The sequence below is a fragment of the Halobacteriovorax sp. genome (genome assembly GCF_048381875.1).
In the GTDB taxonomy this organism is placed as follows: Bacteria; Bdellovibrionota; Bacteriovoracia; order Bacteriovoracales; family Bacteriovoracaceae; genus Halobacteriovorax_A; species Halobacteriovorax_A vibrionivorans.
In genome coordinates this window covers 577389-593026 of record NZ_JBLXBP010000003.1, presented here as the reverse complement: position 1 = coordinate 593026, position 15638 = coordinate 577389, and the positions used below count along the sequence as shown (strand labels likewise).

Here is a 15638-nt window from a genome sequence, read left to right as displayed (position 1 = left end):
AATGAAGAATCTAGTATTTATAATATTAATTGGACTTAGCCTAAATACCGTCGCAGGAACTGGCGGAATTAATGGATTCCTAGAACTTAAAAATGACCGCATTGACGCAGGAACTGGCGGTGTAGTTGGTGGAGTTGACGATCTCGATGAACTAAAAGATAAGAACTGGAATATCATCAGAGATCGTGTAAGAAATGACTATAACCTTGATCTTCAAGGTGATATTGCCTTTGTTGGTAAAATAGTATCGGTATTTAACGTTTGTATTGAAAACGATAAACTAAGATCAATTAAGAAAATGCCTGTATACAAAAGAGTATGGCTTGGTGGAAGTAGAGAAAATGATCGATTTAAAGATGTTTTAGCTGGATCAAAATACTATTCATATCCGATTGAGTCTGAAAGTGAAGAAAGAAGGTGTTATGGCCGTAAAGATAATCGCTGTAAAGTTATAAAGAAAGTACGTAGACAAAGCCTAAGTCCAAGTATTACTTTAAGAAAAGATATTACGCGAAATAATAGAAACGGTGATAGAAAATACGTCGAAATCTTCACTAAGAAATACGACATCCCATATTGTAATTAGAAAAATAAATCCTAGGCGCTTATATACTAACGCCTAGGTCTTTTCTATTATCAACAACTACTAAACGAATTGAGTTATCACTAATCTTAAAACGGATGCCATCTGTAAACTTCCCTTTTATATTATCTTTAAGAAGTTCTTTAGTAAGCTCTTCATCACATCTTAGGTTTCCAGTTACTGTAACTGAAAGATCCCCAGATTGAATTAGAGTGATTTTAACAAATTCAATTCGAGAAAATACAAATGGTAAAGATTCGATATAAGAGATTAAACCTTTTTGATATTTGGCCGTCTTGATTCTATCAACAGCATTCTCATTGATATATAGACTTGCATCAAATTCTATTTTTGATAGAGCTATCTCTAAATCACTTTGAACTTCTTCAACCTTTATTTGTTTTTGAGTATTTTCCACCTCTGCCATAATAGGAGCGGCTTGTTCTTTAACAGATTTGATCTCAAAGCGACTTTGAGCTCTCTGGGCCTTTAAACTTCTGGCCTGACCTCTTAACATCTCTAGAGAGTTAACGATTGTCTTTGTCTTATTTTTTTCTTCTTGGAATTCGTCATTAATTAAAGAACATTCCTTTCTTAATTCATTAATTTCAATAGAAACACCTTCTAGAAGTTGACGTGTTGCTTTGTTTTCTTCTCTTTGTTTATTAAGACGTCCTAAAAGCTCATCTCTTTGAATGAGAAGCTCACCTTTTTGTCTTGTGGCCTTATCAATTCCCTCTTCTAATGTTTCCTTATTTAGAAGAACAAGATTCAATTCATCTTCAGTCTTTTGAGAAGCGGCCAATGCTTCATTAAGCTTTTTCTTCTTTTGCTTAAACTCTTTCTCGACTATTTTCTTTTCGTCTAATTCAACATTTAAAAGCTCAAGCTTTTCTTGATGCTTATTTTCAACTTCACTTAATTCAATACTGCTTTTTTCAATTTCTGTATTAAGTTTTACGATTTCTTTTTTTGCTTCTCTAGTATCAACAGCAAGTTTTTTGATTTCTTGATTAAGTTGTACCTTTCTCGTAAGGTTTGACTCTAATTGATTTTCGGCTTCCTCGATTTCTGCTTCGATTGTCGCCATTGCAGCTCTAATATTGTAACAATCATTTTCAATCTTAGTTAATTCTTCATTACTAATAACTTGTTGATTGTTTAAGTCTTTATGCTTTGCTAGAAGCGTATCTCTTTTTAAAGTAAATTCTTGTAAATTACTTTCTTGATTTCTTTTTACACTATCAAGTTCATCTAGCTTTTGTTCTGTTGAGTTAATCATCTTTTCAATAACTTCAACTTCTGTTTTTAAAACCTGCTCTTTACTTCTCTTGTCCTCAACTTCTACTTCCAGCAGCTTCAGTTGCCCATCAAGATTTCTCTTATGTGTCAGATGTCTCTCATATGTATCGCTTTCTCTTTGGATTGCTACATCTAATTTAGAAATTTCTGTTTCTATAGATTCTTTTGCTTTCGATTTTTTATTCTTTATTCTCTCAACTCGCTTTGTATTGGACTTAAGCGATGATAGAGTATTTTCTTTACGTGAAAATACATCTTTTAAATCGACAACTTTATTCTCTAGTTGCGAGATAATCTCGATATTTTCACTCGTTACTTCTTTATTATTGCTAATCTCTTCTTCTACTTGAGAGATTTTTCTTTCAAAATGAGCAACTTTCTCTTCAACACCTTCCAATTGTTGTACTGTTTGATCTAACTTAGTACACAATTCATCTGCAATTCTATTAAGCTTTGTATTTTCTTGGGCCAATTCTTCAATCTCTTGCCCCTTAGTTTCAATTCGCCCTTCACCAATCTCAATACGTCCCTTTAAACTTCCAATTTGTAAAAGGATTTCATTATTTGATTTAGTGATTTTCTCTTCATCTGCTAGAAGAATATTCATTAAATTATCTTGTTCTTGAATTTCTTCATTAAGAACATCTCTATTTCTCTTAGACTTTTCAACTTTAAGATTTAGAAGATCGATACTTTTTTCTAATTTAAGAGCTGTTTGAGAAAGACTCTCTTTTTCAGATAACAAACGACGTTTTTCGACATCAAGATCAAAAATTTCTTGTCTCAATTCTACTTCACGGCCTTTCTCTTCGTTAATCTCTAGTCTTAAATTCTTAATCTCATTAGATTCGTCTTGTATCTTTCTTTCGAGAGCTTCAATTTGTTTTTCACGATTTAAACAATTTGCAGTAGCCTGATTCTTCTTTGTTTCAAGCTCTTTAAGCGAAATTGTTAATCTTTCACTTTCACTATTTAGAGCACGAATTCTTTTTTCACTGTCAATACTTTCTGCAAGAATTAATTCATATTCTCTCTTTGTTTTCTTATAAGTTCGATCTAGCTCATCAAGTTCTAAGAGAGAGCTTCCCTCTCTTTCCCTTAATGATGTAATCTTTGTTTCTAACTCTTTTTGCTGAACTAGGTTTTCTTCAATTAATTTCTTGAAGCGTCCTGATTCTGACTTTAGCAGTTCCAAGTCAGACTCTAGCTCAAGCTTCTTTTTTTCTTGTGAATCTAGGTGGTAATTTAACTCTTTAAGTTGTGACTTCTCACTTTCTTCTTGAGTTTTAAGCTCCGAAGCCTCTGATTCGAGTCGATTAATTCGGGCTTTAATCTTGAGTATGCTCTGCTTAACAGTTTCTTGCTTTGAATTAACATCTTGCAACTCACTTACTTGATGAGCAAGTTTCTTTTCAAGTTCATTTTTGTGCTCATACGACGCCTCTAGGTCGTACTTCATTCTTTCATAAAGAGTTGCCTCTTCATTCTTCTTGGCCTTAACTTTCTGGCTCTTCTCGATTAATGAAGAGATTTCACTATCAAGTTTAATTCTTTCAGTATTTAATAATTCAATTTGATCTTCTACTTTTTGAATTTCGATATTATCGCTTTCTATTTGTGAAAGCATTTTCTTAATTCTTTTCTTAGTATCCTTAATCTGGTTGCTTACACCTTCTTTCACTTCTGCATTACAAATTTTATTGCCACTAAGAACGTCTAGCTTACTCTTTAAAGTACCCTCTTCACCTTTTAATGTTGCAAGTTCAAGCTTGATCTTATTAATACTTTCTAATTTATCACCATGTGTTTTCGAAAGACCTGTTACCTCTTCCTTTAAACTCGTAATACTTTTTATAACAAGCTGCTTTTGATCGATTAATTCTTTTAGTGATGACTCTTGAGACTTATTTAGAGACTTAATCTTATCTATTCTTTGTTCAAGAATTTCTTTATCCGCTATCTCATCTGTTAGATCAGACTGTAGTCGACGTAAATTATTTTCTGTTTTTTGAAGCTTTATACGCTGTACTTCAATATCTCTTTTTAGTGAATTATTTTCACTAATTGCTTCCTCAAGTAATCGTTGATCTTCAACAATTTTCTCAGCTGCCTGAGCAGTTATTGCTTTGATTTCTTCAGGGTTTTCTTTTACTTTTTTATTCTTTAAATTAAATAGATTCATAGGGTCCTCACTGCCCTATATTTTCTCACTAAATTGTCTTTAAATAAGCATGTGGCAAGATTTGCATTGGCGCGGTGCTAAGTCATTTATCACCAATTTTTTTAATCATATATTCAATAGTTTTGTGTCACAACCTGAGCTTTTTAGTCTATCTTTAACTCTTGTCTTCCCCTCTTTCTAAGTGCATATTAATAAGATGATTTTTCTCTTATATTTGGCCGTTGGCGCTTTTGTTGGAACACTTTCAGGTTTATTTGGAATCGGTGGCGGTGTAATTATTGTCCCAACTCTCTTACTCATTTTTAAAGAACAAGGATTTTCATCAGATATTACGATGTTTATGGCCCTTGGTACTTCTCTAGCAACAATTGTTGTAACAGCAGCTTCTTCAACACTAAGACATTATAATATGGGTAACCTAATCGTTGAGGTTTCTAAGAAGCTTATCCCACCTATTTTAGTCGGTATTTGTGTCGGTGCATATTTAGTAAATCAGGTAAAAGCTTCAACTCTTGAGGCTTTGTTTATCACTTATCTTTATTTAGTTTCATTAAAAATGATTTTGTACAAAGTAAAAGTTGATGAACCAAAAGAGACATCTAAATTTCTCTATGGAATAACTGGATTTATCATTGGCCTTAAATCATCAATTCTTGGGATTGGGGGTGGAACAATTAGTGTCCCTTTTTTAACATGGCGTGGTTATCCTATGAAAAATGCTGTAGGAACATCCGCATCAATTGGTATTCCAATCGCGCTCACTGGTAGCGCATTTTACATCTATAACGGTTTTGATAAGCTAACTCCAGAATACTCTCTTGGTTATGTCTACTTACCAGCATTTTTTGGAATTTCAATTGCAAGCTTCTTTTTCACAAAGCTTGGAGCAAAGATTTCAAGTGTGGCCAATCAAGTGCTTATGAAAAAGATTTTTGCTATTATGCTTATCCTTATAGCGATAAAGAAGACGACTAGTTTTATCTCTTAAACGTTTAGGCTCTTATCAATTACTTGTTTTAAGCTAATGAAAGACTCTGTCGATTGAATCTCTTTAATCATCTGAATCTTTCCAATAAGAAATTCATGAAAGTGATTTATATCCTTAACCATGATTTTTACAATTAATGCATAATCACCTGTCGTATAATAGGCTTCAACAATTTCATCCATTTTCTCAAGCTTATCAATTACTTTGTGAATATCTCGTGCATTAACTAAGTGAAGTCCAAGAAGAACCACAACACCATGACCAAGTTTAGCATAATCAACCTTTATAGAGCTTCCTATGATAATGCCAGCTTCCTTAAGCTTTTCCACTCTTTGATGAATAGTTCCACCTGAAACCCCTATTTTTCTGGCCATTTCAAGGAAGGGCATGCGGGCATCTTTTTCCAAAAGCTTAATTATCTTCTTATCAGTACTATCAATTTCGTATTTTTCGGCCATTTTGCCCCTCAAATATACTATATCCTCATTAGATTACTCTATTTATTAAATAATTAATAGTTTGAGATGTTAATAATTGAGAAATTGATAAAAATTACCGATTATTAATAAAAATATGGAGGTTTTCATGTGTGGATTTAGTGTTTTTACCGGAATAGTTGATAAAGAAGAGTTTGAAGTTAAGTTCGATTTAATCGCACACCGCGGTCCAGATCAAAGAGCAATTCACTCTTTGAAAGATGGCCTAATGGGATTTCACCGACTTGCCATTATGGACCTGACAGATGCTGGTTCTCAGCCTTTTATCTCAAAAGCTAAAACACACCTTGTTTGTAATGGAGAAATTTATAATCATCGTCTTTTAAAGACAGACTATATCGAACGCTATGACTTTCAGTCAGACTCTGATTGTGAAGTGATCATCCCTATTTTTGAAGAATATGGTATTGAGAAGTTACTTCTATCACTCGATGGTGAATTTGCTTTTGTTATTGAACAAGATGGTAAATTCTTTGCAGGACGAGACCCTATTGGTATCCGTCCCCTCTTTTATGGTTATAGTGTTGAGGACGGAAAGATTGCCTTTGCCTCTGAAGTAAAGGCCCTACAAGAGCTATGTAGTGATATTAAACCATTTCCACCAGGCCACTATTACGCTGATGGTAAATTTGTTTCATATTTTGATGTGAGAGAAATTAAAACAAGAAAAGAAGAAGATCTTGAAGCCGTTTATAAGGGAATCCATGATCACCTTGTAGAAGGTGTTAAAAAACGTCTTGATGCAGATGCTCCAGTTGGTTTTCTACTCTCAGGTGGACTTGATTCATCACTAGTTTGCGCTATAGCTGCAAAGTTAAGTGATAAACCAATTAAAACATTTGCTGTGGGTATTGATACAAACCCAATTGATTTAAAATATGCGCGAATTGTTTCAGACTTTCTAGGAAGCGAGCATCATGAAGTTATCTTTACAAAAGAAGAAGCGTTTGCCCATCTCTCAGAGCTAGTTCATAAGCTTGAAACATGGGATATCACAACGATTAGGGCCTCAATGGGGATGTCTCTGGTTTGTAAGTACATTCGTGAGAAAACTGATGTGAAGGTTGTCCTAACAGGCGAAGTTAGCGATGAGCTCTTTGGCTATAAGTATACAGACTTTGCACCAAGTGCACTTGAATTTCAAAAAGAAGCACAAAAGCGTGTTCATGAATTATATCTCTATGATGTTCTAAGAGCTGATCGCTCGATTAGTTCTCATTCACTTGAAGCGCGAGTACCTTTTAGTGATAAGGCCTTTATTGAATATGTTATGGGTATTGCACCAGAGCAAAAGATGAATTGGTCTGGTGAGGGTAAATACCTTCTTAGAAAAGCTTTTGATCATAGTGAATACCTACCGGATGAGATTCTTTGGCGTGAAAAAGCGGCATTCTCAGATGCTGTAGGACACGATATGGTTGATTGGCTAAAGGCACTTGCTGAAGATAAGTACAGCGATTCAGACGTTGCTCAGGCTCGTGAGAAATATGAGTATGGTACACCTTTTACAAAAGAGTCGTTAATGTATCGAGAAATCTTTGAAACACATTTTCCAGATAAAGCACATTTAATTAAAGATTTTTGGATGCCAAATAAAGAATGGGAAAACTGTCAGGTAGATGATCCCTCGGCCCGTGTTCTTCCGAATTACGGTGACTCAGGAAAATAAGATTAAAAAAGGGCCAATTTAATTGGCCCTTCTTTTAACAAGTATTAATTTTTTAGGAGGATAATAGCTTAGTTAGCTACTTCCATCCCGCTCCCAGAATCGATAACCTTCAGTCCTACATGTGACATGAACTTCTCTGGCTCTGTTAATTGTAGAGCAACCTTAAGAACATCTTCAACATGAGTTACTGGATGAACAGATAGTCCTTGCTTGATTTCCGGTGGGATCTCAAGAAGATCTTTTCTATTCTTCTCAGGAATAACAACTGTTTTTACTCCTGCTTGTTTTGCTGCCAGCATCTTCTCTTTTAGGCCACCAATAGGAAGAACACGTCCTCTAATTGTTACCTCACCTGTCATGGCAACATCTTGCCTTACAGGAATTCCAGAGATCGCTGATGTAATGGCCGTAACCATTGTGATACCTGCTGATGGACCGTCTTTTGGAGTCGCTCCCTCAGGTGCATGGATATGAATATCATGTGTTTCAAACCATTCTTTATCAATTCCAAGACGACCTGCAATTGAACGAACATAGCTCATTGCTGCTTTTGCCGACTCAGTCATAACCTCTCCAAGTTTACCAGTGATTTGGATACCACCTTTACCTGGAACTGCAATAACTTCGATATGGAGCATACAACCACCAACTGAAGTATAAGCAAGACCATTTACTAGTCCTACTTCTGGCTGCTCTTCGATTACATTATCATCGAATTTAACAGGACCAAGGAACTTCTTAAGTTGTTTAGAAGTGATTGTGAACTTCTTACCTTTTTCAATATCTTTTGTAACAACATCAGTTGCAATCTTTCTTGCAATTGTGTTGAATTGTCTCTCTAAACCACGAACACCAGCTTCTTTAGTGTAACCACGAACAACGTCCATGATTGTATTTTCACTCATTGAGTATTCGTAAGCATCAAGTCCATTATCTTTCCATGCACGTGGTGCAAGGTACTTCTTAGCGATCTGAGTTTTCTCAATCGGAGTATAACCAGCTAGGTTAATAATCTCCATTCTATCTCTAAGTGGACCTGGAATTTGTCCAAGATCATTTGCTGTCATAACAAACATAACTTTTGATAGATCATATTCTACTTCAATATAGTGATCACCAAAGTTCTTATTCTGAGCTGGATCTAGAACTTCAAGCATTGCTGCCGCTGGATCCCCTCTCATATCAGATGTCATTTTATCAATTTCATCTAGTAGAATAACTGGGTTTGATGTTCCTGCTTTCTTAACAGCGCTGATGATCTTACCTGGCATAGCACCTACATATGTACGACGGTGACCACGAATTTCAGATTCATCTCTAACACCACCAAGTGAAACTCTTTCAAACTTACGTCCAAGAGATTCAGCAAGTGACTGACAAATCGATGTTTTACCAACACCTGGAGGACCTGCTAGACAAAGGATTGTTCCCTTACCTTCAGAACCAACAAGACTTCTTACTGCAAGATACTCAAGAATTCTCTCTTTTACATCTTTCATTCCGAAGTGGTGATCATCAAGAACTTCTCTTGCATGTTCAACATCATTATTATCTTCTGTGTACTCTCCCCATGGTAGAGAAAGCATCCAGTCAATGTAGTTTCTAACAACTGCAGATTCTGCAGACATTGGAGACATTGACTTAAGTTTCTTAATTTCTTTTGTAACACGCTTAACAGCTTCTTCAGGCATTTTCTTCTTTGCCAGACGCTCTTCCATTTCTTGAACTTCAGACTTCTCATCTTTTTGTCCAAGCTCTTTTTGAATCGCATTCATCTGCTCATTAAGGTAGTACTCTTTTTGAGACTTTTCCATTTGCGACTTAACGCGAGTTCTTATTCTTCTCTCTACGTTAATAATCTCAATTTCACCTTGCATCTTCTCTAATAGAAGTTGAAGACGTTGCTCAATATCCACAGCTTCAAGAATCTCTTGCTTTTCTGGGATCTTCATCGATAAGTGAGCAACAATAATATCAGCTAATCTTGATGGATCAGTGATTGATGAAATACTCATAAGTAATTCAGGTGGAATTCTCTTATTAAGTTTCACATATTGTTCAAATACGTTTTTGATTGAACGTACTGTCGCTTCGATCTTAACTTGTTCTGGAACTTCTGGAACGCATTTAGAAACGTCGGCCCAATAACCTTCACTTCTTGCTTCAAACTCATCGATCGTTGCTCTATACTTCCCTTCGATAAGTACCTTAACTGTATTATCTGGTAGGCGAAGCATCTGAATAATATTTACAACAGTTCCTACATTGTAAACATCTTCACGATCTGGATTTAAAATACTAGCATCTTTTTGTGTGACGAGAAAAAGCTCATTACCATTTTTTGAAGCTTCCTCTAGAGCATTGATTGACTTCTCTCTTCCTACAAATAGTGGAACAACCATATGTGGAAAAATAATCATGTCTCTTAGTGGAAGTAGTGGTAAGTTCTTCGACTCAGTTGACTTCTTGTCTGACATAGCACCTCCTGCACTATTAATACTTGTCATAATTTCATTCTGGGAAAGGATAGGAAAAAGACCTCATGTCTAAATTCTGTTCCTTTAATAAATTGTATCAATATCCCCTCACGTTTTGGAAAGTTTTTTTCGCCGGAATCTTATGCCCCTCAATAAATTCACAGTGTATTAATAGTCTAACCTATCGTTTTTAAAGGTATTTTCCTTACCTGAGCGGTGAACACTGTTTAGCTAAAATATTCTAACATTTAGGCTGTATGAATTTTTTATAATCGTAAATTGAACATCTCTAGAAATAATATCTTTGAACTTTACATTCTTCTCGAAAATTCTTGAGATAAGATTTCGTAAGAGTGTCTCAAGAAATAAGCAAAAAAAAAGGCCAGACATTAAGTCTGGCCCCTATGGAGTAAGTTAAGAAATATCTTAACTAATTAGAAGTTTGCAATAAGTCTTGCATAACCTGCATCAACCTTAGTGTCAGTATCCGTTCCTGCTCCAACGACATTTTGTACATAAGTTGTATCTACTTGTTGAGTCATGTAACCAAGAATTAGTCTTAGGTCAGAATCAATATCATATGATCCATATACATGGTGTCCTGTTGAATCTGGAGTTTGATAGAAACCGATAGCATCAACATCTGATAATCCTACAGTAAATGCATATTCATCAGCTTGTAAGAACTCGTATCCTAGCTTGAATTTTCCAAACGAATAACGTGCATCTAGCATAAAAACATTTCCATCATTTTTCTTATTTGTTCCTACTGCTGTAAAAATACCACCAAATGTACCAAGAGTTCCTCTTGAATCTACTGAAGTATGCTTATAAGTAAATCCTAAATCAAGACCTGTACCAGCGACACCGTTTGCCTCTAAGTAAACAACAAAGGCATTATAATCAAAGTATAGGTTTGAAACAGTATTAACCTGATTAGGTGTTCCTGCTCCACCTGTCGTAAAGCTTGCTGTTGCATCGAAGAAGAAGTCGTTAAAGCCAACATATTGACCGATGAAATTGAAACGATCTGCCCAACCAAGGTTTAATTTTTCATAGTCAACCATTACTGAGTACATATCCTCAGTAGAAGAAACTTGTACGCCATCAGAATCATTGAAACCAGATTGTCCTGATCCACCAAGAGCTCTTTGGTTAAGTGGAGTATAGATAGCTCTTACTGCCATTGATCCACCAAATAGTTTTGTTCCATAAGTTAGCGCCATACCATCAAGTTGTGCACCATATGCTAGTTGAGGGTAAGAACCAGATCTAGCTGTTCCTTTTTGTAGGTGGAAAGAAGGTCCTTCAATCGTTGGAAGACGACCAATAGAGAACGTAAATTGATTATTAATTTTATAATTAATAAACGCTCTTTCTACATAAAGAGCTGCACCATCTTTATTACGACCAGCTCCACCGGCCGCTGCAATAGATGAATCAGCATTAACTCTCTTTGTAAAATCATTGAAGTATTTTGACATTGAAAGTCGACCATAGAAGTCTAGCCTATCACTTCTCTTTGAGTGAATATCAAGTCTGGCCCATAGAGAATACTGATCTTCGTTGTAATGACTATCAGTTGATTTGTCTTCTTCATTGAAGTAGTCATAACGTGACTCAAGTTCACCTGAAAATGACCATGTATTAAGGTCACGAGCAAATTCTAGATCCTCTACTCTGTCTTCTAGAGATGCACCGTATGCAGTTGATGAAAGAACTGCAAGTGCGATAATTGATTTTTTCATTGTATTTAATTTCATTTTTTAGTCTCCTTAAATTAATTATCCACCGATTGATGAAGATGCATCTTTACACTGAAGTGTACATCCGCTTCCTACGTCTACAGTTGCACCAGAACAAGTCTTAAACTTAATAACGGTTCCAGAGCGACCTGGTGTGGCCATCTTTTCTGCTTCTGCTTTTGATTTTTTACACTGCTTTACAACAGCATTGATGAAGTCATCTTTTGCACCCGCGAATGCAAAAGGAGACATTAGTGAAACTCCTAATAAAATAGGAAATATCCTAGAAATTCTCATGGCTCCTCCTTGATATGAGAACATAGTTAAATGCTTAAACTACTAATAAAAATTATTTTAATGAGGTAGACGATAAAAATAAAGAGGCAATCTGCACTTTTCTAAAGAAAATCTAAAGTAAATCTATCTAAATATTTAAATTCACTTAAACTATACAGCTTAACGATTAAAAAACCATTTAAGTCGGGAATATAAGGCACCGTAATAACTACGATGCCTTCTTTTGATTTGATTCTTTTGGAAAGTTTACGACTTTTGCATCTTTAGTTTTTTTTACCTTTGATGTCGATGTATTATTCTTTGTTCTTCCACCAATTATCTCATTTTGGAGTATTGATAGAACATTTTGAAGATTATTTGTTTCATTATTTAAATCTTCCGCATATTGAAGCATCTTTGATGCAATTTCTTGATTATCAGAAGAGGCTTCTTGCATCTGATTCATTGCTTGGGAAATATTTGTAACGCCTGTTTCTTGTTCAGATGTCGCTGCTGATATTTCTTGAGACATTGAAGATACATTCATTACACCATGAACAATCTCTTCAAGGGCCCCTGTACACTCTTCTGAAACTTTAATTCCATCATCAATTTTGACACGAGACTGCTCAATCATCGATTCTACAGACTCTTTATTTTCTTTTACGATTTTTTCAACATGGGCAACAGACTTTGTAAGGATTGCATTAATCTCTTCAGATGCAGTTCCAGACATTGCAGCAAGATTTCCAACTTCTTCTGCAACAACAGCAAAGCCCTTACCATGCTCACCTGCTCTGGCCGCTTCAACTGAAGCATTGAATGAAAGAAGCTTTGTTTGAAAAACAATGTCATTAATAACTTGTGTTTTCTCATTAATCTCATTGATCAGATTAACAATCTCTGAGATTTTTTCACTTCCGTCATTTGTCGTTCTAAGGACGTCATCATTTGCTTGTTTAATATTATTCATTGAAGACTTAACTTCCTCTACTTTATGTTTTCCATCCTGTGCAACTCTTTCATTATCCGTTGAAACATCAACTGACGTCGCTGCATTTTGTGCATTCATTTTTACCATGCTTGATAATTCATCAAGAGTTGATGCAGTCTCATGTATTGCCTGCGCTTGATTTGAAGTCAGCTCACTTACACGATGAGAAACCCCATTTAAGTTTTCAACAAATTTAACCGTTGATTTTGCAGAGTTTTCTAAGCTTGCAACAACTCCAAGAAGTTGCTTATAAAGATTTCTTACTGTTGCAAAAGAGATAGCAACACAAAGGATTAGAACACCAGCTAATGTGAAGTAGAATAAATTTTGAAGTGTTATAATTTCACCATAGGCTTGTTTTTCTGTCATACCTATAACCAACTTCCACTTCATCATATCAAGGAAGCGGCGATGGTGAATTTCACCAAATGAGTAAAGATATGTTTCCTTACTGTCCCCTAGAATATGAGGATGAAGAATAGTATCTATCTTACCTTCCTTCATCTTAACTGCCATCTCATCATCTGAAACAATCAATGTTTTTGCTAAATTATAATTTTCAAAGTCATGAAGATTCTTGTCTTTCTTTGCAAGTTCTTTGTCATAAGAAGTGATGACTTTTCCTTCGCTATTAATTAAGTGAATCTCAAAAGAGTCCATTCCATTTGAGTTTAAAGTATGAAAAAGGTTCTTCATTTCACTTTCAAACCAGCGGCTTCCCACAAATGCACCTAAAACGGCAATTGGGTCACCATATTCATCTTCAATACGAGTTGAGAAGTATTGCCCCATTCTCTTTTCGCCATACACTTTCGATATCATTTCACTCTCGTGAACTTTTCCAGCAAAAGCACCAAAGATTTTCTTATCGTAATTTTCTGTGTACTCACCTTTTGATGTTTTTTGAAACCAATTATCATTTTTAAAGTTATAAGACTTAAGAAATTCTGTGTTCAGTTTTTCCCCAGCGGCCGTAATTTCGGAATGAGCAATTAGTTTCCCATCTAAACCAATTAGAAATAACATATCTGTATCAGGGTAGAGAGTGACAAGCTCATTTAAAAGAAACGTTGATGCTCCAGGATCTTTATCTTTAAGATCTTTGTTTCGAGCAAAAGATTGAACGTTATTATAATTAGTGAAGAATTGTTCAGAAATTGAATTTGTTAAATTATTATAATAAAGAGCAAATCCATCTCGCTTACTTGCCTTTTGATCTTCAATTCCTTTTTGAAAAGGGACAAAAACCGCAAATGATATAAATAAAACCATTCCAATTGAAATGAAATAAAGTTTTTCTTTTAGGCCTATGGCCATAAACTTTGTTAATTTTGTTAACACATTCCCTCTAAACATCTCTTATCCCCTAAACATAAAATAGATCTAAATAATTTTTCGGTTAGCTAAGTGTCAACCTTTAGAAATTCTTTAAGTTTCTTAACTAATTTATTAACAATAAAGCGATAAGTGACTGAATTTATGGAAATTAAATAAAGATAGTTACGAAACAGAATTCACATCTAAGATGAAAATAAAAAGGCACGAACTATGTCGTGCCTTATTATTAAGAAAATGTATTCAATTTAATTAAGCAGATTCAATATCTTTCTTGGCCTCAAGAGCTGAGTTCGCAGTTGATGAGAATTCCTTGCGCGGTCCTTCTTCAACTCTTGGAGACTCAATTCCTCTAATAGAGGCTTCAGTGATAATAACTTTATTAGCTTTATCATTTGCTGGTACATCATACATAACTTCAAGCATTGTTTGCTCAATGATTGCTCTTAGACCACGAGCACCTGTTTTTCTCTCAAGTGCAGTCTTAGCAATTGCATGAAGTGCTGCTTCTTCAAATTCAAGTTCGATACCATCAAATTCAAAAAGCTTTTGATATTGTTTTGTTACTGCATTTCTTGGTTCAGTAAGAATTGAAACAAGTGCTGCTTCATCAAGCTCTTCAAGTAGAGCATTAACAGGAAGACGTCCAATGAATTCAGGAATTAATCCAAACTTCGTTAGATCTTCTGCTTCAATTCCACCTAGCTTTTGAATTACAGACTCTTCAGCGTCAACAGTTTGCTTAGCAACTAGACCCATTGGTCTCTTAGTCATACGCTTTTCAATGATCTTATCAAGTCCAACAAATGCTCCAGCAACTACAAAGAGAATATTCTTTGTGTTTACCTGGATAAACTCTTGTTGAGGGTGCTTACGGCCACCTTTTGGTGGAACTGAAGCAACTGTACCTTCAACTAGCTTAAGTAGTGCCTGTTGAACACCCTCACCAGATACGTCTCTAGTGATTGATGGGTTTTCAGACTTTCTTGCAATTTTATCAATCTCATCAATATAAACAATTCCACGCTCAGCTCTTTCAACATCGTAGTCACATGCCTGAAGAAGGTTAAGAATAATATTCTCAACGTCCTCACCTACGTAACCAGCTTCAGTTAGAGATGTTGCATCAGCAATAGCAAATGGAACATTTAGAAACTTTGCTAGTGATTGTGCAATAAGAGTCTTACCTGAACCAGTTGGCCCAGCAAGTAAGATATTCGACTTTGCTAATTCAACAGCATCATCTTTTCTCTTAGAATCACCGTGGGCAATTCTTTTATAGTGGTTATGAACTGCAACTGAAATAATCTTCTTAGCACGATCCTGTCCAATTACATACTCATCAAGGTGCTTCTTGATTTCGTGTGGCTTTGGAACATTATCAAGAGCTGCTTTTGATACAGACTTAACTGTATCCTCGTAGATAATTTCATTACATAGCTCGATACATTCGTCGCATATATAAACACCTGGTCCTGCAATTAACTTCTTTACCTCTTTTTGAGATTTTCCGCAGAAGTTACAAGACAGAGCGCTGTTATATGATCCTTCTTTTTTACTCATTAAAGTTCCTTTCGTTTATATACAGTA

General features: G+C 35.3%; 10 protein-coding genes. 3 read left to right on the top strand and 7 right to left on the bottom strand.

The genetic code is table 11. The annotated features are described in order from the left end of the window. The first annotated feature begins 1 nt into the window (after position 1). Entirely contained in the window at positions 2 to 586 is a 585-nt protein-coding gene (locus ACN5L8_RS11280; protein ID WP_114705364.1) for a hypothetical protein, read from the top strand. Between the two features lie 19 nt (positions 587 to 605). On the opposite strand, the gene ACN5L8_RS11275 is transcribed toward ACN5L8_RS11280, so the two are convergent. Then, complete coding sequence (locus tag ACN5L8_RS11275) at positions 606 to 4067, bottom strand: hypothetical protein (RefSeq protein ID WP_419173058.1); 3462 nt, start codon at positions 4065 to 4067, stop codon at positions 606 to 608. Positions 4068 to 4263: 196 nt separating this feature from the next. On the opposite strand from ACN5L8_RS11275, the gene ACN5L8_RS11270 reads away from it, so the two are divergent. Beyond that, on the top strand, positions 4264 to 5055 hold the full coding sequence (locus ACN5L8_RS11270; RefSeq protein ID WP_114705366.1) for a sulfite exporter TauE/SafE family protein: 792 nt from the start codon (positions 4264 to 4266) through the stop codon (positions 5053 to 5055). On the opposite strand, the gene ACN5L8_RS11265 is transcribed toward ACN5L8_RS11270, so the two are convergent. Then, positions 5052 to 5513, bottom strand: coding sequence for an Lrp/AsnC ligand binding domain-containing protein (locus ACN5L8_RS11265; protein ID WP_114705367.1), 462 nt, complete (start codon positions 5511 to 5513; stop codon positions 5052 to 5054). The genes ACN5L8_RS11270 and ACN5L8_RS11265 overlap by 4 nt on opposite strands. A 127-nt stretch (positions 5514 to 5640) precedes the next feature. Between ACN5L8_RS11265 and asnB the strand changes: the two genes are divergently transcribed. After that, positions 5641 to 7221, top strand: coding sequence for an asparagine synthase B (asnB, locus tag ACN5L8_RS11260; protein WP_419173057.1), 1581 nt, complete (start codon positions 5641 to 5643; stop codon positions 7219 to 7221). 68 nt (positions 7222 to 7289) lie between these two features. On the opposite strand, the gene lon is transcribed toward asnB, so the two are convergent. From lon to clpX, 5 genes are all read right to left on the bottom strand, one after another. After that, positions 7290 to 9698, bottom strand: a complete 2409-nt coding sequence (gene lon, locus ACN5L8_RS11255) for an endopeptidase La (RefSeq protein ID WP_120405263.1) — start codon at positions 9696 to 9698, stop codon at positions 7290 to 7292. Positions 9699 to 10132: 434 nt separating this feature from the next. Then, entirely contained in the window at positions 10133 to 11461 is a 1329-nt protein-coding gene (locus ACN5L8_RS11250; RefSeq protein WP_419173056.1) for a DUF3373 family protein, read from the bottom strand. Positions 11462 to 11482: 21 nt separating this feature from the next. Beyond that, positions 11483 to 11740 (bottom strand): hypothetical protein, encoded by a 258-nt coding sequence (locus ACN5L8_RS11245; RefSeq protein ID WP_114705371.1) that lies wholly within the window; start codon positions 11738 to 11740, stop codon positions 11483 to 11485. Between the two features lie 208 nt (positions 11741 to 11948). Further along, the gene (locus ACN5L8_RS11240) at positions 11949 to 14054 is read right to left on the bottom strand and encodes a methyl-accepting chemotaxis protein (protein ID WP_419173055.1); all 2106 of its coding nucleotides are present in this window, start codon (positions 14052 to 14054) and stop codon (positions 11949 to 11951) included. Positions 14055 to 14300: 246 nt separating this feature from the next. Beyond that, positions 14301 to 15611: an ATP-dependent Clp protease ATP-binding subunit ClpX gene (gene clpX / locus ACN5L8_RS11235; RefSeq protein WP_114705373.1), complete on the bottom strand. Its 1311-nt coding sequence runs from the start codon at positions 15609 to 15611 to the stop codon at positions 14301 to 14303. Between the last annotated feature and the right edge of the window lie 27 nt (positions 15612 to 15638).

Excerpts from the sequence above, each read along its gene's own strand:
- ACN5L8_RS11280 (WP_114705364.1), top strand. The coding sequence starts at position 2 with ATGAAGAATCTAGTATTTATAATATTAATTGGACTTAGCCTAAATACC.
- ACN5L8_RS11275 (WP_419173058.1), bottom strand. The coding sequence starts at position 4,067 with ATGAATCTATTTAATTTAAAGAATAAAAAAGTAAAAGAAAACCCTGAA.
- ACN5L8_RS11270 (WP_114705366.1), top strand. The coding sequence starts at position 4,264 with ATGATTTTTCTCTTATATTTGGCCGTTGGCGCTTTTGTTGGAACACTT.
- ACN5L8_RS11265 (WP_114705367.1), bottom strand. The coding sequence starts at position 5,513 with ATGGCCGAAAAATACGAAATTGATAGTACTGATAAGAAGATAATTAAG.
- asnB (WP_419173057.1), top strand. The coding sequence starts at position 5,641 with ATGTGTGGATTTAGTGTTTTTACCGGAATAGTTGATAAAGAAGAGTTT.
- lon (WP_120405263.1), bottom strand. The coding sequence starts at position 9,698 with ATGTCAGACAAGAAGTCAACTGAGTCGAAGAACTTACCACTACTTCCA.
- ACN5L8_RS11250 (WP_419173056.1), bottom strand. The coding sequence starts at position 11,461 with ATGAAATTAAATACAATGAAAAAATCAATTATCGCACTTGCAGTTCTT.
- ACN5L8_RS11245 (WP_114705371.1), bottom strand. The coding sequence starts at position 11,740 with ATGAGAATTTCTAGGATATTTCCTATTTTATTAGGAGTTTCACTAATG.
- clpX (WP_114705373.1), bottom strand. The coding sequence starts at position 15,611 with ATGAGTAAAAAAGAAGGATCATATAACAGCGCTCTGTCTTGTAACTTC.